This is a genomic window from Ralstonia sp. TCR112 (assembly GCF_007997035.1).
Classification (GTDB): domain Bacteria; phylum Pseudomonadota; class Gammaproteobacteria; order Burkholderiales; family Burkholderiaceae; genus Ralstonia; species Ralstonia edaphi.
Genome location: NZ_VOSS01000005.1, coordinates 42,602 through 65,256, shown reverse-complemented (window position 1 = coordinate 65,256; position 22,655 = coordinate 42,602). Strand labels below are relative to the sequence as shown.

At 64.4% G+C, this 22,655-nt stretch carries 25 protein-coding genes; 10 read left to right on the top strand and 15 right to left on the bottom strand.

Annotated features, from left to right (window positions below):
• Positions 1-184: 184 nt before the first annotated feature.
• Positions 185-2,764, top strand: a complete 2,580-nt coding sequence (gene mutS / locus FUT88_RS02225) for a DNA mismatch repair protein MutS (RefSeq protein WP_261796885.1) — start codon at positions 185-187, stop codon at positions 2,762-2,764.
• Positions 2,765-2,768: 4 nt separating this feature from the next.
• On the top strand, positions 2,769-3,845 hold the full coding sequence (locus tag FUT88_RS02220) for a metallophosphoesterase (protein ID WP_147213628.1): 1,077 nt from the start codon (positions 2,769-2,771) through the stop codon (positions 3,843-3,845).
• Between the two features lie 48 nt (positions 3,846-3,893).
• Here FUT88_RS02220 and FUT88_RS02215 read toward each other — a convergent pair whose 3' ends face one another.
• A complete protein-coding gene (locus FUT88_RS02215) occupies positions 3,894-4,421 on the bottom strand; it encodes a peptidylprolyl isomerase (protein WP_147213627.1) in 528 nt (175 codons plus the stop codon).
• A gap of 11 nt (positions 4,422-4,432) precedes the next feature.
• On the opposite strand from FUT88_RS02215, the gene FUT88_RS02210 reads away from it, so the two are divergent.
• The gene (locus FUT88_RS02210; protein WP_147213626.1) at positions 4,433-5,662 is read left to right on the top strand and encodes a cupin domain-containing protein; all 1,230 of its coding nucleotides are present in this window, start codon (positions 4,433-4,435) and stop codon (positions 5,660-5,662) included.
• A gap of 239 nt (positions 5,663-5,901) precedes the next feature.
• Positions 5,902-6,144 (top strand): hypothetical protein, encoded by a 243-nt coding sequence (locus FUT88_RS02205; protein WP_037043393.1) that lies wholly within the window; start codon positions 5,902-5,904, stop codon positions 6,142-6,144.
• A 153-nt stretch (positions 6,145-6,297) separates the two neighbouring features.
• Here FUT88_RS02205 and FUT88_RS02200 read toward each other — a convergent pair whose 3' ends face one another.
• The 8 genes from FUT88_RS02200 to FUT88_RS02165 all read right to left on the bottom strand — a co-directional run bounded on the left by FUT88_RS02200 (position 6,298) and on the right by FUT88_RS02165 (position 13,409).
• On the bottom strand, positions 6,298-7,083 hold the full coding sequence (locus FUT88_RS02200; RefSeq protein WP_147213625.1) for an MBL fold metallo-hydrolase: 786 nt from the start codon (positions 7,081-7,083) through the stop codon (positions 6,298-6,300).
• Between the two features lie 34 nt (positions 7,084-7,117).
• Positions 7,118-8,314 carry an outer membrane protein assembly factor BamC gene (bamC, locus tag FUT88_RS02195; protein ID WP_147213624.1) on the bottom strand — a complete coding sequence of 399 codons (1,197 nt, stop codon included), beginning with the start codon at positions 8,312-8,314 and terminating at the stop codon, positions 7,118-7,120.
• A gap of 61 nt (positions 8,315-8,375) precedes the next feature.
• Positions 8,376-9,260 (bottom strand): 4-hydroxy-tetrahydrodipicolinate synthase, encoded by an 885-nt coding sequence (gene dapA / locus FUT88_RS02190; protein ID WP_147213623.1) that lies wholly within the window; start codon positions 9,258-9,260, stop codon positions 8,376-8,378.
• A 118-nt stretch (positions 9,261-9,378) separates the two neighbouring features.
• The gene (locus FUT88_RS02185) at positions 9,379-9,945 is read right to left on the bottom strand and encodes a class I SAM-dependent methyltransferase (protein WP_147213622.1); all 567 of its coding nucleotides are present in this window, start codon (positions 9,943-9,945) and stop codon (positions 9,379-9,381) included.
• Between the two features lie 10 nt (positions 9,946-9,955).
• Positions 9,956-11,158, bottom strand: coding sequence for a tryptophan--tRNA ligase (locus tag FUT88_RS02180; protein ID WP_147213621.1), 1,203 nt, complete (start codon positions 11,156-11,158; stop codon positions 9,956-9,958).
• 21 nt (positions 11,159-11,179) lie between these two features.
• Positions 11,180-11,845 (bottom strand): site-2 protease family protein, encoded by a 666-nt coding sequence (locus FUT88_RS02175; RefSeq protein WP_147213620.1) that lies wholly within the window; start codon positions 11,843-11,845, stop codon positions 11,180-11,182.
• Between the two features lie 66 nt (positions 11,846-11,911).
• A complete protein-coding gene (locus FUT88_RS02170) occupies positions 11,912-12,535 on the bottom strand; it encodes an L-threonylcarbamoyladenylate synthase (RefSeq protein ID WP_147213619.1) in 624 nt (207 codons plus the stop codon).
• 13 nt (positions 12,536-12,548) lie between these two features.
• The gene (locus tag FUT88_RS02165) at positions 12,549-13,409 is read right to left on the bottom strand and encodes a 3',5'-nucleoside bisphosphate phosphatase (RefSeq protein WP_147213618.1); all 861 of its coding nucleotides are present in this window, start codon (positions 13,407-13,409) and stop codon (positions 12,549-12,551) included.
• Positions 13,410-13,559: 150 nt separating this feature from the next.
• On the opposite strand from FUT88_RS02165, the gene FUT88_RS02160 reads away from it, so the two are divergent.
• From FUT88_RS02160 to FUT88_RS02150, 3 genes are read left to right on the top strand one after another with little or no spacing between them, the layout of a single operon-like run.
• Positions 13,560-14,639, top strand: coding sequence for an NAD(P)/FAD-dependent oxidoreductase (locus FUT88_RS02160; RefSeq protein WP_147213617.1), 1,080 nt, complete (start codon positions 13,560-13,562; stop codon positions 14,637-14,639).
• Between the two features lie 8 nt (positions 14,640-14,647).
• A complete protein-coding gene (locus FUT88_RS02155; RefSeq protein WP_147213616.1) occupies positions 14,648-15,193 on the top strand; it encodes a DUF4166 domain-containing protein in 546 nt (181 codons plus the stop codon).
• Positions 15,190-15,579 (top strand): thiol-disulfide oxidoreductase DCC family protein, encoded by a 390-nt coding sequence (locus FUT88_RS02150; RefSeq protein ID WP_147213615.1) that lies wholly within the window; start codon positions 15,190-15,192, stop codon positions 15,577-15,579. The genes FUT88_RS02155 and FUT88_RS02150 overlap by 4 nt, the downstream gene beginning before the upstream one ends.
• A gap of 8 nt (positions 15,580-15,587) precedes the next feature.
• Here FUT88_RS02150 and FUT88_RS02145 read toward each other — a convergent pair whose 3' ends face one another.
• Positions 15,588-16,505: an alpha/beta fold hydrolase gene (locus FUT88_RS02145; protein WP_147213614.1), complete on the bottom strand. Its 918-nt coding sequence runs from the start codon at positions 16,503-16,505 to the stop codon at positions 15,588-15,590.
• 79 nt (positions 16,506-16,584) lie between these two features.
• Positions 16,585-17,454, bottom strand: a complete 870-nt coding sequence (locus FUT88_RS02140; protein ID WP_410003863.1) for a ferritin-like domain-containing protein — start codon at positions 17,452-17,454, stop codon at positions 16,585-16,587.
• A gap of 88 nt (positions 17,455-17,542) precedes the next feature.
• On the opposite strand from FUT88_RS02140, the gene FUT88_RS02135 reads away from it, so the two are divergent.
• The 3 genes from FUT88_RS02135 (at position 17,543) to FUT88_RS02125 (ending at position 19,593) form a co-directional block, all read left to right on the top strand.
• The gene (locus tag FUT88_RS02135) at positions 17,543-18,070 is read left to right on the top strand and encodes a gamma carbonic anhydrase family protein (protein ID WP_147213612.1); all 528 of its coding nucleotides are present in this window, start codon (positions 17,543-17,545) and stop codon (positions 18,068-18,070) included.
• Positions 18,067-19,080 carry an Hsp33 family molecular chaperone HslO gene (locus FUT88_RS02130; protein ID WP_147213611.1) on the top strand — a complete coding sequence of 338 codons (1,014 nt, stop codon included), beginning with the start codon at positions 18,067-18,069 and terminating at the stop codon, positions 19,078-19,080. The genes FUT88_RS02135 and FUT88_RS02130 overlap by 4 nt, the downstream gene beginning before the upstream one ends.
• Before the next feature lie 105 nt (positions 19,081-19,185).
• Positions 19,186-19,593, top strand: coding sequence for a hypothetical protein (locus tag FUT88_RS02125; protein ID WP_147213610.1), 408 nt, complete (start codon positions 19,186-19,188; stop codon positions 19,591-19,593).
• A gap of 56 nt (positions 19,594-19,649) precedes the next feature.
• Here FUT88_RS02125 and ftsB read toward each other — a convergent pair whose 3' ends face one another.
• From ftsB to kdsA, 4 genes are all read right to left on the bottom strand, one after another.
• A complete protein-coding gene (ftsB, locus tag FUT88_RS02120; RefSeq protein WP_147213609.1) occupies positions 19,650-19,985 on the bottom strand; it encodes a cell division protein FtsB in 336 nt (111 codons plus the stop codon).
• 91 nt (positions 19,986-20,076) lie between these two features.
• Positions 20,077-21,360 carry a phosphopyruvate hydratase gene (gene eno / locus FUT88_RS02115; protein ID WP_009238483.1) on the bottom strand — a complete coding sequence of 428 codons (1,284 nt, stop codon included), beginning with the start codon at positions 21,358-21,360 and terminating at the stop codon, positions 20,077-20,079.
• A 54-nt stretch (positions 21,361-21,414) separates the two neighbouring features.
• Positions 21,415-21,705 carry a DUF1330 domain-containing protein gene (locus tag FUT88_RS02110; RefSeq protein ID WP_065857508.1) on the bottom strand — a complete coding sequence of 97 codons (291 nt, stop codon included), beginning with the start codon at positions 21,703-21,705 and terminating at the stop codon, positions 21,415-21,417.
• Between the two features lie 91 nt (positions 21,706-21,796).
• Positions 21,797-22,651 carry a 3-deoxy-8-phosphooctulonate synthase gene (kdsA, locus tag FUT88_RS02105; RefSeq protein ID WP_147213608.1) on the bottom strand — a complete coding sequence of 285 codons (855 nt, stop codon included), beginning with the start codon at positions 22,649-22,651 and terminating at the stop codon, positions 21,797-21,799.
• Positions 22,652-22,655: the final 4 nt, after the last annotated feature.

Below are 22,655 nucleotides of genomic sequence, written 5' to 3'. Positions count from 1 at the left end.
AATCGAGGCATGATACGTGAAAAAGCTACGCTGAAACGCCAAGTGTAGGCGAGCGAAGATGAGTGTAGACGTTATCCAAGAAAACTCGGGCACCGCCCAAGAACCCATGTACAGCAAGGGTTCTCAGGCTGTGAGCCAGAAAACTCAAGACTTTGCGGAGCAGGACTTAAGCAAGCACACCCCGATGATGCAACAGTACCTTCGCTTGAAGGCTGGGCATCCAAACACGCTTGTCTTCTATCGCATGGGCGACTTCTACGAGCTCTTCTTTGAAGACGCCGAAAAAGCCTCCCGCCTGCTCGATATCACGCTCACCGCACGCGGCAGTTCCAACGGGCATCCGATCCGCATGGCGGGCATCCCGTTCCACGCTGCGGAGCAATACCTCGCCAAGCTGGTCAAGCTGGGCGAATCCGTCGCCATCTGCGAGCAGATCGGAGACCCGGCGACGACCAAGGGACCGGTCGAGCGCAAGGTCGTGCGCGTCGTCACGCCGGGCACGTTGACGGACGCAGCACTGCTCTCCGACAAGGTCAACAACCATCTGCTGGCCATCGCGCACCTGCCCGGCAAGCGCGGCACGGCGCCGCTGATGGGCCTGGCGTGGCTCAACCTCGTCGGCGGCGAATTGCGCGTGATGGAATGCAGCCCCGACCAGCTCGACCGCGAACTCGAACGCATCCGCCCCGCCGAAGTGCTGGCCGACGATGCGACGCTCAACACAATCCAGCTTGATGTCGCCCGCACGCGCCTGCCCGATTGGCATTTCGACGTGGAAGCCGGCACGCGCCGCCTGCGTGAACAACTCGGCGTAGCGAGCCTCGTCGCGTTTGGCGCCGAAACGTTGACGGCCGCACTGGCGGCCGCCGGCGCACTGTTGAACTACGCGGCAGCCACGCAAGGGCAATCGCTGCGTCACGTGATCGGCCTGACCGTCGAGCACGAAAGCGAATTCATCGGCCTGGACACCGCCACGCGCCGCAACCTGGAGCTGACCGAGACACTGCGCGGGCAGGAATCGCCGACGCTGTTCTCGCTTCTCGACACCTGCGCGACCAGCATGGGCAGCCGCCTGCTGCGCCACTGGCTGCATCATCCGCTGCGGGATCGCGCCGTGCCTCAAGCGCGTCAGCAAGCGATTGAAGTGCTGCTCGGCAGCGATTGGCAAACGTTGCGTGCGACGCTGCGCACGCTGTCGGATGTGGAGCGCATTACCGGGCGGCTGGCGCTGCTGTCGGCGCGGCCGCGCGATCTGTCGTCGTTGCGTGACACGCTGGCGCGCCTGCCCGAGATTCGCGAAGGACTGCCGCGGAGTGACGCGGCTCCGCTGCTGACCGAGCTGTACGCCGCGCTCAGCTTGCCGGAAGACGCTCACGCCCTGCTGCAGCGTGCCGTGATGGCCGAGCCGGCAGCCATGGTGCGCGACGGCGGCGTCATCGCTCGCGGCTACGATGCCGACCTCGACGAGCTACGCGACATCTCCGAAAACTGCGGCCAGTTCCTCGTCGATCTGGAAACCCGGGAGCGCGAGCGCACCGGCATCGCCAATCTGCGCGTCGAATACAACCGCGTGCACGGCTTCTACATTGAAGTCACCAACGGCCAGGCCGCCAAGGTGCCGGACGATTACCGCCGCCGCCAGACGCTGAAGAACGCCGAGCGCTACATCACGCCCGAGCTGAAGGCGTTCGAAGACAAAGCGTTGTCCGCGCAGGACCGTGCCCTGTCGCGCGAGAAAGTCCTCTACGAAGAGTTGCTGCAGAAACTGCTGCCGCATCTGGCCGAGTTCAAGCGCATCGCCGCCGCGCTGGCGCAGGCCGATGTGCTGGCAACGCTCGCCGAGCGCGCGCATGCGCTGTCGTGGTCGCGCCCCACGCTGACCGATGCCCCGGGCATTGAGCTGACGCGCGCACGCCATCCCGTGGTCGAACAGCAAGTCGAACAGTTCGTCGCCAACGACTGCATGCTGCAGGAAGCGCGCAAGCTGCTGCTGATCACCGGCCCGAACATGGGTGGTAAATCGACCTTCATGCGCCAAACCGCGCTCGTCGTGCTGCTTGCCTACGTCGGCGCATTTGTCCCGGCGGAAGCGGCTGTCATCGGGCCGATCGACCGCATCTTCACCCGCATCGGCGCCGCCGATGATCTGGCGGGCGGTCGTTCGACCTTCATGGTCGAAATGACGGAGGCCGCTGCCATCCTGCACCGGGCCACACCCAACAGCCTGGTGTTGATGGACGAAATCGGCCGCGGCACGAGCACGTTCGACGGCCTTGCGCTGGCCTGGGCGATTGCGCGCCACTTGCTGTCGCACAACCGCAGCCACACGCTCTTCGCCACGCACTATTTCGAGTTGACGCAACTGCCACAGGAGTTTGCACAGGCCGCCAACGTGCATCTCTCCGCCGTCGAACACGGTGATGGCATCGTGTTCCTGCATGCCGTGCAAGAAGGTCCGGCCAGCCAGAGTTACGGCCTGCAGGTCGCGCAGCTGGCGGGCGTGCCGCAGCCGGTCATTCGTGCCGCGCGCAAGCGGCTGGCCTGGCTGGAGCAGCATTCCGCAGACACCGGCGCCACGCCCCAGCTTGACCTGTTCGCTCTCGCCGCAGACTCGCCCACCGACGACGAAGACGATGCCGACGCCGAAGCACCCGACAGCGCGCTGACGGAAGCACTCGCCGGAATCGACCCCGACGACATGACGCCGCGCGAAGCGCTCGATGCGCTGTACCGGCTCAAGGCACTGGCGAACCCATCCGCCTGACTCCATGACTCGCGCCGGCACAGCTTCCCGCACGCTCCAATGCATCGCCATGACGCTGGCGATGCTGCTGCCGGTGGCTGTGCCGGCGGCATCCGAGGGCGCAAAGCCTGCAACTGGCACGCCGGCTGCGTTCACCTTCACGGTGATCGGCAACGTGCCCGAGCGCGCTGAAGATGTCGCCCCGGCGCGCGCACTGCTGGACGCCATCGACGCCGAACACCCGGCCTTCGTCGTTCATCTAGGCAACCTCAAGGGCCGCGATGAGTCGTGCTCCGACACGCTGCTCGAAGCGCGCCACGATCTGCTCGACAGCCTGATCGCGCCCGTCATCTACATCCCGGGCGACCACGACTGGAGCGATTGCCAGCGCCCCGCGGCGGGCAGCTTCGACCCGGTGGAGCGCCTGTTGCGCCTGCGCGAGCTGTTCTACCCCGACGACAACACCCTCGGCCAGCGGACCATGACGGTCATGCGCCAGTCCGATCAGGCCAAGTTCCGCAGCTACCGCGAGAACACGCGCTGGACGATGAACGACGTGCTGTTCGTCACGCTCAACGTGCCCGGCGACAACAACAACTACAAGACGGCGGGCGGGCGCAACGGCGAATACGAAGACCGTCTCGAAGCCAACCGCCAATGGCTCGCCCGCGCCTTTGCCGTCGCACGCCAGCGCAGGATGGCGGGCGTGGTCGTCATGATGCAGGCCGATCCGCTCTTTGAAGACGGGTGGGAGCGGCGCCGCGCACCGACCCTGCTCGACGGTTTGTTGCGCCGCCGCTCGCATGACGGCTACCTGGCACTCAAGCGTCAGCTGCGAGCACTCACGCGCGATTACGACGGTGCCGTTCTCCTCATCCACGGGGCCAGCCAGACCTTCATGCTGGATCGTCCGCTCAAGGACGAAGACGGCCGCCCGGATCCGCACGTCATGCGCGCGCGCACCTATGGGTCGCCGGTGCTCGATCGCTGGCTGGAGGTGTCTGTCACGCCGGGCCGCACGCCGCTCTTCCATATCCGTAGCCGCCGCCTCGACAACACGCCCGCCCCGGCGCCGGAGATCGTGCCAGCGTCGGCGCAATAAAAAACGGGAGCCGAAGCTCCCGTTTTCGTATCTCGATGGACGTGCCGATCAGTGCAGCGTGTGCGGCTTGTCGTCGTCTTCGTCCTCGTCCACCACTTCAAGGCCGTTCTCACCGTGCACGTGGCCGTGCTCGATTTCCTCCGCCGTGGCTTCACGCACTTCAGTGACCTTCAGCTCGAAGCGCAGCGCCATGCCGGCCAGCGGGTGGTTGCCGTCCAGCACCACCTTGTCTTCCGCCACGTCGGTGACCGTGTAGACAATGGCGTCTTCTTCGTCGCCATCCTCGGGCACGCCTTCGAACTGCATCCCAACTTCGAGCGGTTCCGGAAAGCGATCGCGCGGCTCGATCTTGATCAGCTCCTGATCGTAGTCACCGAACGCATCGTCCGGTTCGAGCTGCAGTTTGGTCTCGAAGCCTTGCTCCTGGCCGTCCAGCGCTTCCTCGATCTTGGGGAACGTGCCATCATAGCCGCCGTGCAAATACACCATCGGCTCATCGGATTCCTCGATGACGTTGCCCTGCGCGTCGGACAGTTTGTAAGCCACCGACACCACCGTATTCTTCGCGATTTTCAATTGCGCACTCCATGAACGAAGTCCCATTATACGCTGCCGATGGCGGCGTCCAACCCGCTCTTCCAGCGGAGCGCCCCGCGCAACTCCTCGGCGGGCTGTCACCGCGCGATTTCATGCGCACGCACTGGCAAAAAAAACCTTTGCTGATCCGGCAGGCGCTGTCGCCCGAAGAGATGCGCGCGCTGCACTTTCCGCTATCGCCGGAGCGGCTCCTTGCCCTGGCCGAGCGCGCCGATGTCGAGTCCCGCCTGATCGCGCAATCGCGCGGGCGCTGGTCGTTCAACCACGGCCCCTTCGACGAACGCCCGTTGCCCTCGCGCAAGACGCGCAACTGGTCGGTACTCGTTCAAGGCGTGAACCTCGTCGAGCCGGCGGTCGAGGCGCTCATGCAGCGCTTCCGGTTCATTCCGGACGCGCGGCTCGACGACGTGATGATCAGCTTCGCAACCGACGGCGGCGGCGTCGGCCCGCACTTCGATTCGTACGATGTGTTCCTGCTGCAGGCCCACGGCAAGCGCCGCTGGCGCATCTCCGCACAGGATGACCTCACGCTCATCCCCGATCTGCCCCTCAAAATCCTCGCCAATTTCCAGCCCGAAGAAGAATTTGTGCTCGAGCCTGGCGACATGCTGTATCTGCCGCCCCACTACGCGCACGACGGCGTGGCCGAAGGCGATTGCATGACGTACTCAATTGGTTTCCGCTCACCGTCGTACCGGGAACTGGCTGGTCACTTCCTGGGCTTCCTGTCCCAAACGCTGGAAGACGACCCCAACTTCGAGGGCCGTTACGCCGACCCCGAGCAAAAACCTACCGGCCGCCCCGCCGAGCTGCCAGCAGCCATGGTCAAGGCACTTGCCCAGAAGCTCAACGCGTTGCGCTGGACGCCAGAACTTGTTGGGGAGTTCCTCGGCGCGTACCTTTCCGAACCGAAGGATCACGTCGACTTTGTCACGCAACCCCGCCTGCCCCTTGCCCGTTTCACGGCTCGTGCGCGCAAGGAAGGCATCGTGCTAGACGCGCGCACGCAAGCGCTGTATGACGCGCAACGCTTCTGGATCAACGGCGATACGTTTGAACCGTCGGGAACGCTGCTTGCGTGGCTTTCCGCGTTGGCCGACGCGCGTTGTGCGACCGCAGCTTCCGTGGATGCCGCAGCCGGCTTGCCGGATCTGATGGATACGTTGCACGCTTGGTACGAAGAGGGCTGGCTAAGGCTCGCTGGTCCCGCGCGGCGATGATTCCGCATTGAAACAGATCGTTACAAAACGGTGTGAATCGCACGTGCGTCAGCCCCGACTCGGCTACACATGGTAGGTAAAGGTCGCTATAATCCGACGCTAGCTTGCAGGTCGAGCAGCCCTCGTGCGGCTTGGCTGCCAGCAGAGAAGAAGGTGTAGTACCTGAGCGATAATTACCGGTAATTATTCATCGCCCTTTTTGTTGTCCGCTTTCCATATTCAGTTTAAGGATCGAAAAAATGAAAAAGTCTCTCCTGATCGCCTCGCTGATGGCTGCTGTGGCTCTGGCTGCTTGCGGTAAGAAGGAAGAAGCTGCTGCTCCGGCCGCCGCTCCTGAAGCTTCGGCTCCGGCTGCTGCCGCTCCGGCTGCTCCGGCTGCTTCGGACGCCGCTGCTGCTCCGGCTGCCCCGGCCGCTTCGGACGCCGCTGCTGCTCCGGCTGCTTCGGACGCTGCTGCATCGGCTCCGGCTGCTAAGCAGTAATCGCGTTTCTCGCGAGACGAAAAAGCCGACCTTCGGGTCGGCTTTTTTCATGGGCGAGTGGGCTGCAACGTCCGGACAGTAACGACGACGCCCATCCGCCATTCAAAGTTGTTTCTGAATCTTACAAGCAGCCTCCGGCGAAGGCTATCGCACTCAAACGGTGCGCCAAAGCAGGCCCTCTTCCTGATCCGCGATCGGCACGTCGTCTACGCGAGCACCCAGCGGCATGGCGATGGCCTCGGCTGCCAATTGCGGCGTGTTGTTCTGCTTGGATAGATGCGCAGCCACAACCGTATGCAGCCCATCGTGGCGCACACGCGCGAGGATCGCAGCTGCTATGTCGTTGGCCAAGTGGCCAAAATCCCCGCCGATGCGACGTTTCAATGACCACGGATAGGCTGAATTGGCCAGCATCTCACGGTCGTGATTGCATTCGAGCACGAGGGCGTGCATGCCGGCCAGATGCGTGCAAAGGTATTCCGTCGACATCCCGGCATCGGTCAGCACACCCAGGCGCCGCGCACCGTCGTTGAAGACGAACTGCAGCGGCTCGCGCGCGTCGTGCGGCACGGTGTAAGGCAAGATTTGCAGATCGCCGACGGAGAACACATCGTCGGCGCGGCAGAAACGCACGGCTGCACGGTCGGCGCCGCGTAGGTTTTCGGTCGCCCGATATGTGCCGTGGCTGGTCCAGACGGGGATATTGAATTTGGCGGCAACCGCATAGGCGCTGCCAACGTGATCGCTATGCTCGTGCGTGACGAGGATGGCGTTCAGAGATTCCGGTGTGCAGCCCAGGCGTTCAAGCCGCCGAACGGTCTCCCGGATTCCGAAGCCGCAATCAAGCAGGATGCGCGTGCATGTCGCGCCGCTCGCGGATTCGACGAGCAGCGCATTCCCTTCACTGCCGCTGCCAAGGCTGGCGAATCTCAGTGTCATCGCCCACCCAGGCAGCTGTACTGCATGATGCCGATTACCGAAGTTGCTCGTCGAGCAGCGACAGGATGCGCTTGCCGATGTCGCCGGTCTGCGCGGAGCCATCGTCGTTCTGGACCAGCACGGTCGACGACGTGCCGGCATCCTTCACCACCACGCGGTAACGCTTGGCGCGCTTGAGATCTTCGATCTTCGTGCCCGAGAACAGGCGCGAGAAGAAGCCCGGTGCGTTCGCTTCGGCGCGCGTATCAGCGTAACGGACGAAGTACACGCCCTGCGAACGGTCACGGTCATCCACGGTAAAGTTCACGCGGTCCAGTGCCAGACCCACGGTACGCCAAGCACGATCAAAGGGCTCCGGTACCTGCAGGACCGGCTGGCCATTCGACTGCGTCAGCAACGACGGGCCGGTACGCGGGGCCGGCTCGGCTTTCGTGCCGTCTTGCACCGGGTGCGCAGCCTGCGTTTGCGCGAGCTTCTGCTGTGCAGCCTCCTTGCTGGCGCCCAGGCGCTGCATCAGGCGCGAGAGGAATTCGGCTTCGAGCTCCGGATCGGCCGGACGCGGCGTCCACACGGTTTGGTCCTTGGACGAACCGACCAGTTGTTCCTGCGCGCCGCGGTGCGAGATGTAGACCTCGACCGTGCCGTTCGGGCCCTTCTCGATGCGGGTGCGGAACTTGTCGCGCTCAGACGTCGAGTACAGACCGTCGAACACCTTGCCGACGGTGCGGCGAATGATGTCCTGCGGAATCTTCGCGCGGTTCTCGGCCCAGTCGGTTTCCATGATGCCGGTCTCGGGCGAGTCGATCACCAGCAGGAAGCCAAGTTCCTGCCAGAAGGTGCGCAATTGCGGCCACAGGGCATCCGGCGTGGTCTTCACGACCAGCCAGCGCTGATTGCCATCACGCTCGATGCGCATGTCGGACACGGCAGGCAGCACGTTGTCGGTACCCGAGCCCGGCGTCGTGACCTTGGGCGCCGTCGACGTGTATGCCGACAGCGTCGTCGTACCCGTGTCCGGTGCGGCATAGCGGCGGTCAGCCTGGATGCCGGTCAAGTCGGGCGGGATCTCGAGCGTCGGGCCCTTCTTGGCCTGCGATTTGTAATCGATGCGGTCCGGCTGCATCACCTCATTGACGGTATCGCAACCGGAAATCAGGGCAACCGACAGCGCGGCCAGCAACAGTTGAGCGGACGTCGCCACAGCCCCGCGACGGGTTTGGTGCAGTTTCATTGACTTGCGATCCTTCAGATGAGAACGATGGCTTAAGGGCCTGAGAAGCGCCTTGAAACAATCAGGAGAGCAGCCCGGCATCCTTCAAGGATGCGCGCACAACCTCGTGATACTGGGGTGCCAGCGGCGTCAACGGCAGGCGGATGCCGCCTTCCATCTTGCCCATGGCCTGGAGAGCCCACTTGACGGGGATCGGATTCGATTCGACGAACAGGTTCTTGTGCACCGACAGCAGTTGCATGTGGATGCGGCGAGCCGTTTCCACGTCGCCGCGCATGGCAGCGGCGCACAGCTCGTGCATGGCACGCGGCGCCACGTTGGCCGTCACGGAAATGTTGCCGTGGCCACCCAGCAGCATCAGCGCGATGGCCGTCGGATCGTCACCGCTGTAGATCTTGAATGAGGCCGGTGCGCCCTTGATGAGGTGTGCCGCGCGGTCGATGTTGCCGGTAGCTTCCTTCACGCCGATGATACCCGGCACTTCAGCCAGACGCAGCATCGTTTCGACCGTCATATCGGCCACGGTGCGGCCCGGCACGTTGTACAGAATGACCGGCAGATCCACCGACTCGGCCACCTTGCGGAAGTGCAGATACATGCCTTCCTGCGTCGGCTTGTTGTAGTACGGCACGACCTGCAGGGACGCATCGGCGCCCACTTGCTTGGCGTAGGCCGTCAGCTCGACCGCCTCGGTGGTGGAGTTGCCGCCGGTGCCGGCAATGATGGGAACACGCTTGTTGGCCTGCTCGACCGCCACGCGGATCAGCTCACGGTGCTCTTCCACCGACACGGTCGGCGATTCACCGCTGGTGCCGACGATCACGATGCCGTCGGTGCCTTCGGCGATGTGCCAGTCGATGAGCTTGCGCAGGGACGGGAAATCAAGGCTGCCGTCCTCGTGCATGGGCGTGACGATGGCGACGAGACTGCCGGAAATCTGGATCATGGTTTCGAAAGCAGACAAAAGCGTGAACGTAAACAGTCGGATTGTACCGGATCGTCAGAACGGATTCGCCACATCTGAGACCCGCCAAGAGACGGGTAAGACGTCGTCCTCAGCAACTTCAAAGTGCGTAGCGCGGCGCAACCGCTCCAGCAGGCTCGCGGACCGCGCAAACCCGCTGCACGTAAGCCTCCCGGGGCGATGCGAGAAAACCGTCTTCGTAGCCGATCACCCGCAACGGGCCTCGCACCGCGTCAAGCAATTCACCCGGCGCCAGCAGGAATGCCGGGTTCGACGGCTTCCCGACGGTTTCGTTTCCCGCGGCAAAGGTTTCGTAGATCAGCCGGCCACCCGGCGCGACGGCTGCCAGCAAGCGCGGCCAAAGCGGTCGGTGGAGGTAGTTCGTGACGACGACGGCATCGAAAGTGGCTCCGGCAGGCAACGGCCACGGGTTCCCTTCGATGTCGGCGACGATGGTTTGTGCGACGCTGGCGAGGCCCGAAAGCGTAGCCGCGTCACGGTCGATGCCCGTCACGCGCAGGCCGCGCGCCCCGAGCCAGCGCACGTGGCGGCCACTGCCGCAAGCCACGTCCAGCACGGAAGCGCCCGCCGGCAGTTCAGCCGCCCAGCGCACCACCCAGGGCGACGGCGCAGCAAGCGTATGCGGTTCCGACGCGGCAGCAGACATCAACGGCCCATCAGCTGTACGTCAGACCCATCGCCTCGCGCACCTCGCGCATGGTCTCTTGCGTGACCTTGCGGGCGTTGTCGCAACCATCGGCGATGATGGCGCGCAGCAGGGACGGATCGTCCATGTATTTCTGGGCGCGCTCAAGCATCGGCTGTTGCTCGCGCAGGATGCCCTCGATCACGGGCTGCTTGCATTCCAGACAACCGATGCCCGCGCTGCGGCAGCCCTTCTGCACCCACTCTTTCGTGTCGGCATCAGAGTAGACCTGATGCAGCTGCCAGACCGGGCACTTGTCCGGGTCGCCCGGATCGGTGCGGCGCACGCGAGCCGGGTCGGTCGGCATGGTGCGAACCTTTTTCTCGACGGTTTCCTTGTCCTCGCGCATGCGGATCGTGTTGCCGTACGACTTGGACATCTTCTGGCCATCAAGACCGGGCATGCGCGATGCCTCGGTCAGCAGCACCTGCGGCTCGGGCAGGATGATCTTGCGGGCACCTTCCAGGTAGCCGAACAGGCGTTCGCGGTCGCCCATCGAGAGGCTCTGCGACTCGGCCAGCAGCGCGCGGGCCTGCTCCAGGGCTTCGTCTTCACCACGTTCCTGGTAGGCGGTGCGCAGTTCCAGATACAGCTTGGCGCGCTTGCCACCGAGCTTCTTGGCCGCTTCCAGCGCCTTCTCTTCAAAGCCGGGTTCGCGTCCGTACAGATAGTTGAAGCGGCGGGCCACTTCGCGTGTCATCTCGACGTGCGGCACCTGGTCTTCGCCCACCGGCACGAAGCCGGCGCGGTAGATCAGGATGTCGGCCGCCTGCAGCAGCGGGTAGCCGAGGAAGCCGTAGGTGGAGAGATCCTTCTCCTTGAGCTTCTCGATCTGATCCTTGTACGTCGGCACGCGTTCGAGCCACCCCAGCGGCGTGCCCATCGAGAGCAGCAGGAACAGCTCGGCGTGCTCGGGCACACGGCTCTGGATGAAGAGCGTGGCCTGCGTCGGATCGACGCCGGCAGCCAGCCAGTCGATCAACATTTCCCACACCGATTCCTCGATCACCTCGGGCGACTCGTAGTGCGTGGTCAGCGCATGCCAGTCGGCGACGAAGAAGAAGCACGGGTACTCGGCTTGCAGCCGGACCCAGTTTTTCAGGACGCCGTGGTAATGCCCCAGGTGCAGCGCACCGGTCGGACGCATGCCAGAGAGAACGCGGTCAGGAAACATGTGGGAAATGGAGTTGAAGACTCAGGAAAACAGCATCTGCAACGGACTCAGAATCCACTGCAGCAGTTGAAACAGCAGCGCCATGATGGGGCGCATCCAGACATTGGTAATGACGTTGGAAATGATCAACGCCATCACGATGAAGAAGCCGAACGGCTCGATGCGCGAGAGGCCCAGCGCCACACGGGGCGGCAAGAGCGCAGCCAGCACGCGTCCGCCATCGAGCGGTGGCAGCGGAAACATGTTGAAGGCCGCCATCACCATATTGACGAGAATGCCCGCGCGCGCCATGCCGATCAGGAACGGCTCGTTCACGCCGCCCACCGCGAACACAACCGCCAGCACGCCCCAAAAGATCGCCTGGACAAAGTTGGTGGCGGGGCCAGCGAGCGCCACCCACATGCCATGCCAGCGCGGATCCCGCAGATGGCCAAAGCGCACCGGCACCGGTTTGGCATAACCGAACACGAACGCGCCCTTGGTGGCGAAATACAGGAGCAGCGGCATCGCGATCGTGCCGATGGGATCGATGTGCCGCAGCGGATTGATGCTGATGCGGCCCATGACATAGGCCGTATCGTCGCCGAAATGCTTCGCGACATAGCCGTGCGCCGCCTCATGCAGCGTGATGGCAAACAGGACGGGAATCGCGTAAACCGCGATGTTCTGGATCAGTGTGGGGTCCATAGGCGGGCTATTGTAGCAAGCGCGCGCCGCACGACGGCGCCACCGAAGCACGCGCCAAGGCGTCGCCTACAAGCCCACGCGGGCAGGATCGCCCCGGCCCTGGCGCACGAGTTGGGGCTCGCCGCTCGTCAGGTCGATAACGGTGGTGGGTTCGGCCGGGGCCGGGCCGCCGTCGATGACGAGTTCGAGCTGCTTTTCGAGCCGATCGCGAATGGTCTCGGCCTCGTTGAGCGGCTCGTCGTCGCCGGGCAGCTGCAGCGTGGCGGAAAGCAGCGGCTCACCGAGTTCGGCCATCAGCGCCAGGGGAATCGCGTGTTCCGGTACGCGCAGGCCGATCGTCTTGCGCGACGGATGCGAAAGCCGGCGCGGCACCTCCTTGGTCGCCTCGAGCAGGAAGACGAACGGCCCGGGCGTCGCCGCCTTCAGCACGCGGTATTGCTTGTTGTCGACGCGCGCAAACGTGGCCAGCTCGGAAAGGTCACGGCACATCAGCGTGAGGTGATGCTTTTCGTCGATGCCGCGCACGCGCCGCAGGCGCTCGACGGCGGATTTGTCGTCCAGATGGCAGGCGAGCGCGTAGCAGGAATCGGTAGGCAGCGCGACCAAGCCGCCAGCGCGGATGATCTCCGCCGCTTGGCGAATCAACCGCCCTTGCGGCGTGGTCGGATGAATCTGGAAGAACTGGGACATGGCAGGCGCGCGCTCAGGACATCCACCGGCTCCACACCGGCGTCAGGTTGTCGGGCAGCGGCGGCAGCGTGCCGAGTTCGACGCGGCCCTCACCCGGGCCGTGGAAGTCCGAACCGCGCGACGCCAGCAGGCCGTAGCGGCGCGCGACGTCGGCATACAACGCGTATTGGTCGGGCGTATGGCTGCCGGTGATGACCTCGACGCCCTCGCCGCCCAGCGCCTTGAATTCATCGAACAGGGCGCCGTGCTCGACCAGCGACAGCGTGTAGCGCCCCGGATGCGCCATCACTGCGACGCCACCCGCGCCTTTGATCCAGTTGATCGCATCGGCCAGGCGTGCCCAGCGATGCGGCACGTAGCCCGGCTTGCCGTCGCCGAGGTAGCGGTCGAACACCTCGTGGATATCCCGGCAGTGGCCGTGCTCGACCAGGAAGCGCGCGAAGTGCGTGCGGGAGACCATGTCCGGATTACCGGCATAGCGCAACGCGCCTTCATAGGCGCCTTCGATGCCCAGCTTGGCCAGCGCGGCGCTGATGTCTTCGGCACGCGCGCAGCGACCGGAGCGTGTGCGCTCCAGGCCCACCACCAGATCCGCGTTTTCCGGATCGATACCCAGGCCGACGATGTGCAGCGTGCGCCCTGCCCACGTGACCGAAATCTCCACACCAGAGAGGTAATCCATGCCCAGCGCCGTCGCGGCTTCACGTGCTGCGGCCTGCCCGCTCACTTCGTCGTGGTCGGTCAATGCCCAAAGTGTCACGCCGTGGGCAGCAGCGCGGGCGGCCACTTCGTGCGGCGCGAGCATGCCGTCCGACACCGTGGAATGGCAGTGCAGATCGGCATTTCGGGCGGAGGCGGCGGAGAGATTTGGCATTCCGCCATTTTACTGCTGCGGCGCGCAACCGGGGGCGCCATCCCGCCGCGGTTTGGCATCCGGAAGACCCGACTGCCCGTGGCGGTGTTCGCGGCGCGCCGCTTGCTGCGGGCTATAGTGGCCGCATTGTTTCGTTCTCGACGCTTTGCCATGACTTCCGCCGCCACCCTCAACGCAGATTCCCCCCAGCCCTTGGAGCAACGCATCGACGTGCTCGTCGTGGGGGCCGGGCCGGTGGGCCTGTTCGCGGCGTTCCAGGCGGGCGTGCTCGGCATGTCGTGTGTGCTGGTGGATGCATTGGACCGGCCGGGCGGCCAATGCACGGAGCTGTACCCGGAAAAGCCCATCTACGACATCCCGGCGCTGGTGTCATGCACAGCGCAGGAACTTGTCGACCGACTGATGGCCCAGTGCGCGCCATTCAACTACCCCATTCTTTGCAACCGACGCGCTGAGACCGTCGAAACGCTGGAAACCGAGCACGGCCAGCGCTTTCGCGTCACGACAAGCGCCGGGGACGTGTTCGACTGCGCCGCCGTCCTGATTACGGCGGGCAACGGCGCGTTCACGCCACAACGCGTGGCCCTGCCTGAAGCGGCCGCGCTGGAAGGCCGTCATCTCCATTACGCCGTCCGCGACACGGCGCGCTTCGCCGGCAAGCGCGTCGTCATTGCCGGCGGCGGGGATTCCGCGCTCGACTGGGCACTCGCGTTGCGCAACGTGGCCGCACGCGTGACGCTGGTCCATCGGCGAGAGGGCTTCCGCGCGGCCGATGCGAGCGTTGCAGAAATGCGCGCCGCCGTGGCCGCCGGCGAAATGGACTTCGTGCTCGGCATGCTTTCGCGCCTGGACAGCACGCCCGACGGCACACTCACCGGCGCAGCCATCCGCGGGCGCGACGGCGAAACCGTGCTGCCGTGCGACGAACTGATCGCGCTGTATGGGCTGGTCTCCGAGCCGGGCCCTATTGCCAACTGGGGCGTGGAAATGCGCGCGGGCCGGATCACGGTGGAAACAACGGCGTACGAGACCTCGCGCCCAGGCGTGTTTGCCGCCGGCGATATCGCGCTGTATCCGAACAAGCAGAAGCTGATTCTGTCGGGCTTCCACGAGGTGGCGATGGCGCTGCGGCGGGCTTACCGCTACGCGAATCCGGACAAGACGCTCGTGCATACGCACTCGAGCAACGATGCGGGGCTGCAGACAAAGCTGCATGTCACGGCGGAATAACTTCTCGCATGCGCGCACCGTCGCTCTACGAAACTGTGCTTGGCGCGCGATATGCGGAGCTGGCGCCGGCCGTGCAGACATTCCACCGAATGACCGGCGCGGTGACCCTGCACGGCGAGGTCGAAACGGAACCGCCCGCGTCGCGCCTCGCACGCGTGCTTGCGTGGTGCATCCGTACGCCGCGTACGCCGACGTGTGGCCCGATCCGCATTACGCTCAACGCTGGTGCCACGGAAGAAACCTGGACGCGCCATTTCCCGCGCCACACGATGCGCTCGACGCTATCCCTGCACAAGGGGCGCCTCACAGAGCGGCTCGGCGCGGTGCGTCTGTTCTTTGCGCTGGAGGCGAATCACGGTGTGTTGCAGATGCGCCTGAAAGGCTTGCGCTTTCTCGGCATCCCGTGCCCTGTTTGGCTGCGGCCTGCCGTGTTGGCCGAAGAGTCCGGTGACGGTGACCGCTTCCACTTCAACGTCCGCGCCAGCCTGCCGTTGCTCGGCGTGGTGGCGGCGTATCGAGGTTATCTGGATCTGGCGACGGCGGAGCGCGCATGATCGTCGTCTACGATGCGCATTGCCTGCTGTGCAGCGGCTCCATCCAGTTTCTGCTGCGACATGATCGACAAGGCGCGCTGCGCTTTGCCTCCATGCAAGGCGAGACCGGGCGACGATTGCTTGCGCAGGCCGGCGTGAATCCGGATGACGTCGATACCGTCCTGTTCGTGCGTGACGGCAAGGCATGGCGGGAAAGCGCCGCCGTCCTGCGCATCCTGCATGTGCTCGGCTGGCCGTGGCGGTTGGCATGGATCGGTTGGTTGATCCCGGCAAGACTGCGCGACGCCGTTTACCGCCGCATCGCACGCAACCGCTATCGATGGTTTGGGCGGTCAGACACCTGCATCCTGCCGCCGCCGGGCACGGCACAGCGGTTTCTTGATTGAGCTTCCGCTCAACGCTGCATGCAGAACTCTTCGATGAGCGCGGCCACCTGCTCCGGCTGGTCGTGATGCAGCATGTGGCCCGCATCCGCAATGAGCACCTCACGGAAATCAGGAAACGCCGCAAAGCGCGTCTTGAATTCGGCCAGCGGCACGTCGCCTGCAATGGCTTTTAGTGTGGGCGAATCGACTGCCTCAACGTGCAGCACGGGCGCGGTAACACGGCGCCAGATTTCCATCACCTCATCCAACCGATACAGCTGCGGATTGATGATCTTGTGCGCCGGGTCGCCAAGGATTTCCCAGCGGCCTTCGGCATTCCGGCTCGACCAGTGCTGCGCCAGGAATGCCGCCTTGTCGGCCGGCAGACGCGGATTCGTTTTCTGGAGGCGCGCGGCGACGTCTTCGACGGTGGCGTAAGTGTTGAGACGCGGCTTGTCCTTCAGTTCATCGAGCCAGCGCGCATAGCGGCGCGGCGCCTGCGACGCCTTCGACGCCGACATGCCGAAGCCTTCCAAGTCGACCACACGCCGAACGCGCTCGGGCCGGATGCCCGCGTACAGGCACACCACGTTGGCGCCCAAGCTGTGCCCGACCAGCGTCACCTGCCCCTCCGGCTGATAGTGATCGATGATGGCTTCAAGGTCGGCCACGTAGTCGGCAAACCAGTAGCTCTCGACGCCGGGGGCATCGGTGGGCCGGGCAGACTGGCCATAGCCGCGCCAATCCGGTGCCACGATATGCCAGCGCTCGCGCAGCGCATCGACCAGAAACTGGAACGATGCCGACACATCCATCCACCCATGAAACAGGAAGAGGATGGGCGCCCCCGACTCGCCCCATTCGCGGATGTGGTAGCGCAGGCCGCGCACGGGCAGAAAGGTCGAGCGGGAGGCCTGACGTGCGGCAGGCTGTGTGGTGGAGTCCATGGTTTCCGTCACCGAATAGAAATCGAACGATCGTTCTTTTTCTGGCGATTATAGCGGTGGATGGACAACCCTGTAGCGCTTAGAACGAGGCTTCCAGCGCGGCAATTTCGTCGTCGTCGAAACCGGCCTGACGCCGGGCTTCGAGGTTGAAGGGCCCGCGCAAACGCGGCGCACCGTACTGCTCGGCCAGCTTGCGATACGTCGGCACGGGGTCCAGCCCCGCGCGCTCGCAGAGCCAGCGGTACCAGCGGTTGCCGACCGCTACGTGCCCAATCTCGTCCCGCAGGATGATGTCGAGGATGCCTGCAGCCGCCATGTCGCCAGCCTGCGCGAGCTTGGCCCGGATCGGCGGTGAAGCATCGAGCCCCCGCGCCTCCAGCGTGCGCGGCACGAGCGCCATGCGCGCGAGCGGATCGGCGGCGGTTTTCTCCGTCATCTGCCACAGGCCGTCGTGGGCGGGATGATCGCCGTAGCGGCAATCGAGCGTGGCCAGATGGGCGGAAAGCAGCGAAAAGTGCGTCGCCTCTTCTGCCGCCACGCGCGTCCAGTCTTCGTAGAAAGCCACCGGCATGCCAGCAAAACGCCACACGGCGTCGAGCGCAAGATTGATGGCGTTGAATTCAATATGCGCGAGCGCGTGGAGCAAAGCGCCGCGACCGCGTGGCGTATCGATCGCACGGCGACGCGGAACCTCAGCAGGCGGCACGAGCACCGGAGCGTCGGGCCGCCCGGGCACACCGCTTTCCGGAGCCGCAATGGCTTCATCAATGCCCCAGCGCGCGGCGTCGACGCCCTTGGAGCGCTCGCCCAGACGCAGCGTGGCGTCCACCTTGCTGGCCGGATCGGTGAGACAGAGCGCGGCAAGGGCAGCATGACGGAGCGTGTCAGCGGGCGTTTGGTGGCGAGGTTGCGGAGCGGTCATCAGCGTACAATTTGGACTTTCCGCCATTTTAATTCGACGCATCGGCCTGCCTTGCCCGGCAAGCTTGAAGACGCGCCCTTTTCCCCCACCTACGCAGATTCTGGAGACCGATCGCATGGCCCTCTACCAACTCGGCGATGTTGCACCGACCATTGACGCCAACGCCTATGTGGCCCCTGAAGCGACCGTCATCGGCCGCGTGGAGCTGAAAGCACGCGCAAGCGTGTGGCCCGCCGCCGTCATCCGTGGCGACAACGAGCCGATTACCGTGGGCGAGGCCAGCAACGTGCAGGAAGGCTCGGTGCTGCACACCGATCCGGGCTGCCCGCTGAACATCGGCGACCGCGTAACGATCGGCCACCAGGCCATGCTGCATGGGTGCACGATTGGCGAGGGCTCGCTGATCGGCATCCAGGCGGTGGTGCTCAATCGCGCGGTGATCGGCAAGAACTGCCTGGTGGGCGCGGGCGCGATCGTCACCGAAGGCAAGGTCTTTGAAGACGGCACACTCATTCTGGGCGCGCCTGCGAAGGCGGTGCGCAAACTGACGGAAGACGACATCGCCAAGATGCACCTGAACACCGAAACGTATGCGGTGCGCCAGGCGATGTACAAGCAGCAACTGAAACGGATCGATGGATGACTGACGAGCTGAAGAAATTTGTATTCGACGCCGCGCCCGTGCGCGGTGAACTGGTGCGTCTGGAAGGGACGTGGCAAGAGGTGCTGGGCCGCCGCCGCTACCCTGCCCCGGTCAGTACGCTGTTGGGCGAGATGATGGCCGCCGCCGCGCTGCTGTCGGCCAATCTCAAGTTCAACGGCGCGCTCGTCATGCAGCTGCACGGCGACGGCCCGGTGCACATGCTGGTCGTCGAGTGCAACTCCGACCTGTCGATGCGCGCCACGGCCAAGATCGCCGAAGGCGCCGAGATTGCCGACGACGCCACGCTGGCCGCCATGGTCAATGTGCACGGCAACGGACGCTTCGCCATCACGCTGGATCCGCAAGACAAGCTGCCCGGCCAGCAGCCGTATCAGGGCATCGTGCCGCTGTCGGACGAAAACGGGCCACTCGCGAGCATCACCGAGGTGCTTGAGCACTACATGCAAAGCTCTGAGCAGCTGGACACGCGCCTGTGGCTGGCGGCTGACAACAAGGTCGCGTCGGGCATGCTGCTGCAGCGCTTGCCTTCGTATGGCGGTGCGATGGAAGGCCGCACGGGCCACGCGCCCGCGCAGGTCGGCGAGACCGGCCAGCCGCTGCACCAGGACGTGCAGGAGCAAGACCTCGACACGTGGGAACGCGTCTGCCAGCTCGGCAAGACGCTGCGCCGTGACGAATTGCTTGAGCAGCCCATCGACACGCTGATCAAGCGCCTGTACTGGGAAGAAATGGAAGCCGCCGGCATCCGCATGTTCGAGCCGCAGAGCCCGCGTTTCCGGTGCTCGTGCTCTCGGCTGCGCGTGGGCTCCATGCTGCGCACGCTGGGTCAACCCGAGGTCGACAGCATTCTGGAAGAGCGTGGCAAGGTGGAAATCGACTGCGAATTCTGCGGCCAGCACTACAGCTTTGACGCCGTCGACTGTGCTCAGCTCTTCGCTCAGGAGACCGTCGCACAAGGTATCCAGAGCGCATCCGACCAGCGCCACTGAGCACGGCGACATAGTATGAAGTGCGCGTGGCGCCCGGCACTTATCGGTGCCGCCCACGCTCTAAATCGCCGGATCCGTCATCTGCCGCTTGCTGCGGAACGCACCATGCTCAAGCTCACTTCCTCGTCTTTGCCATCCCTGAATTTCGCTCGCGCGCTGGCACTGCCGATTGGTGCGGCACTGCTGGCTTCGGCCTGCGTCGCTGTGCCGCGCGGCCCGGGCGGTACACCTTACACCGCCCGGCTGCAGAACGATACGCAGGCTGCGCCACCGGTGGCGTTATCGGCGGAAGACCGCAAGAAGCTGGACGCGCTGAATGCGAAGGCGCTACGCGAATCCGATCAAGCCATCCGACGCGATGCCGAAGCGCGCGCTTATGCAACGACGCCGTACTACGCGCCGTATCCATACTACGGAGGCTATTCGGTGTACTACGGCAGCGGATGGCGTCACCGTGGCGGCTGGGGCGTCAGCTACGGCGCCCCCGTGTGGGGCTATCCGTACTACTGGTAAATCGCGGAATTTGCCTTCAAGACGGACGCGCATGCAGGGCGCGTGCCCCAGCGGACTCAGTGATGCAGCTGCTGTCCCGCCGGAGGAGGAGGCGGCGGCGGGGTTTCGCTGGTTTTCGGGGCCGGCGCGACGAACTGCACGAAGCCTTCGTCGTCCTTCACCATGCCCAGCTCATAGCGCGCGCGCTCTTCAATGGCGCCCGTGCCTTCCTTCAGATCCTTCACTTCGCCTTCGAGCTTGGCGTTGCGCTGCTTCAGTTCAGCGTTGCGCTGATTCTGCGCCGTCACCTGCTTCTGCATGTCCCACACGCGCAGCCAGCCGCCCTTGCCCAGCCAAAGCGGGTACTGGATGGCAAGCAGCAACAGCAGCAGGAACAGCGTAATCAGGCGCATAGAGGCAAGCGTTGGCGGTACTCGGGCCCCAAATACCATGCGACCGCCAGAGCGGCGGTCGCACAGTCATGCGGGGCAAAACTGCGAGGGATTATCGCAGGTTATAGAACGCCGACTTGCCCGGGTAGCTGGCGATATCACCGAGGTCTTCTTCGATGCGCAGCAGCTGGTTGTACTTGGCCATGCGGTCCGAGCGCGACAGCGAACCGGTCTTGATCTGGCCGGCGTTCGTGCCAACAGCGATGTCGGCGATCGTGCTGTCTTCGGTTTCGCCCGAGCGGTGCGAGATCACGGCGGTGTAGCCGGCGCGCTTGGCCATCTCGATGGCGGCGAACGTCTCGGTCAGCGTGCCGATCTGGTTGATCTTGATGAGGATCGAGTTGGCGATGCCCTTCTCGATACCTTCCTTCAGGATCTTGGTGTTGGTGACGAACAGATCGTCGCCCACCAGCTGCACCTTCTTGCCGAGCTTCTCGGTCAGGGCCTTCCAGCCTGCCCAGTCGCTCTCGTGCATGCCGTCTTCGATCGACACGATCGGGAACTTGTCAGCCAGGTTCGCCAGGTAGTTGGCAAAGTCTTCCGACGACAGCTGCAGGCCCTCGCCTTCGAGGTGGTACTTGCCATCCTTGTAGAACTCCGACGCGGCGCAATCCAGCGCGAGCAGCACGTCTTCGCCAGCCTTGTAGCCGGCCTGCTCGATGGCCGACAGGATGGTGTTCAGGCACTCTTCGTTGCTGGCGAAGTTCGGTGCGAAACCGCCTTCGTCGCCCACGGCCGTGCTCATGCCCTTATCAGCCAGGATCTTCTTCAGCGCGTGGAAGATCTCTGCGCCGCAGCGCAGGGCTTCACGGAAGCTCGACTGGCCCACCGGCATTACCATGAATTCCTGGATGTCCAGGCTGTTGTTGGCGTGCGCGCCGCCGTTGACGATGTTCATCATCGGCACCGGCATCTGCATGGCGCCCGAGCCGCCGAAGTAGCGGTACAGCGGCAGGCCGGCTTCCTCAGCAGCGGCCTTGGCGACGGCCATCGACACGGCCAGCATGGCGTTTGCGCCCAGGCGGCTCTTGTTCTCGGTGCCGTCCAGGTCGATCAGGGTGCGGTCCAGGAACGCCTGTTCCGATGCGTCCAGGCCCATGATGGCCTCGGAGATCTCGGTGTTGATGTGCTCGACGGCCTTGAGCACGCCCTTGCCCAGGTAGCGCGACTTGTCGCCGTCACGCAGTTCGATGGCTTCGCGCGAGCCGGTGGATGCACCCGACGGCACCGCTGCACGGCCCATCACGCCCGATTCGAGCAGCACGTCGCATTCGACGGTGGGGTTGCCGCGCGAGTCCAGCACTTCGCGACCGATGATATCTACGATGGCACTCATGAAAATCCCTCTTGGTGTCTTAAAGCAGGTAATGCTACGAGGTCGACAGGCAGCTCAAACGCCTTCGACCACGATCATGTTCATGTTGGCAGCCTTGGCGCGCGCATTCCGTGCAGCGAGATATTCCTCGCTGTCGTAGAACGCCTTGGCAGCGTCGTAGCTCGGGAACTTGAGCACGACGATGCGGGTGGGGTTCCACTCGCCTTCCAGTTGCTCGGTCTTGCCGCCGCGCACCAGCGGTTCGGCGCCATGCGCTTGCATGGCCTTGGTCGACAGCGTCTTGTATTGCTCGTATTGCACGGGGTCTGTCACGTCCACGTACGCGAGGATGTAGCCAGCGGCCATGTGTCTCTCTCCGGATGCCGAAACCAAAACTGAACTGTGCTGAACCGAAAACGACAGCGGCGGCTGGTGTGGCCGCCGATGGTCGGAAGAATCAGTCGAACTGATTTTCCAGGAAACCGCTGCGCTTGGTGAGCGCATCCAGTTCTTTCAGTACTGACAGCAAGTCTTTCATGCGGCGCAGCGGCACGGCATTCGGGCCATCTGATTTGGCGCATGCCGGATCAGGGTGCGTTTCCATGAAGACACCCGAAACCCCCACGGCGATGGCGGCACGGGCCAGCACCGGCACGAACTCGCGCTGGCCGCCCGAGCTGGTGCCCTGGCCGCCCGGCAGCTGCACCGAATGCGTAGCGTCGAACACCACCGGCGCCCCCGTCTCGCGCATGATCGCCAGCGAGCGCATGTCCGACACGAGATTGTTGTAACCGAACGAAGCGCCACGCTCGCAGGCCATGAAGTTGTCTTCCGGCAGGCCGGCATCGCGAGCCGCGTGACGCGCCTTGTCGATGACGTTCTTCATGTCGTGCGGCGCGAGAAACTGGCCCTTCTTGATGTTGACGGGCTTGCCGCTCTGCGCGCAAGCACGGATGAAATCGGTCTGGCGGCACAGGAACGCCGGCGTCTGCAGGACGTCCACGACCTCCGCTACCGGCTTAATCTCGTCGATCTCGTGGATGTCGGTCAGCACCGGCACGCCCACCTGGCGGCGCACTTCCACCAGGATGCGCAGGCCCTCTTCCATGCCCAAGCCGCGGAACGAAGCGTCCGACGAGCGGTTGGCCTTGTCGAACGACGACTTGTAGATGAACGGAATGCCCAGCGCCCCGGTGATTTCCTTGAGCGTGCCGGCGGTGTCGATCGCCATCTGCTCGGATTCGATCACGCAAGTGCCGGCAATCAGGAAGAACGGTTTGTCGAGGCCGACTTCGAAATCGCAGAGTTTCATCGTA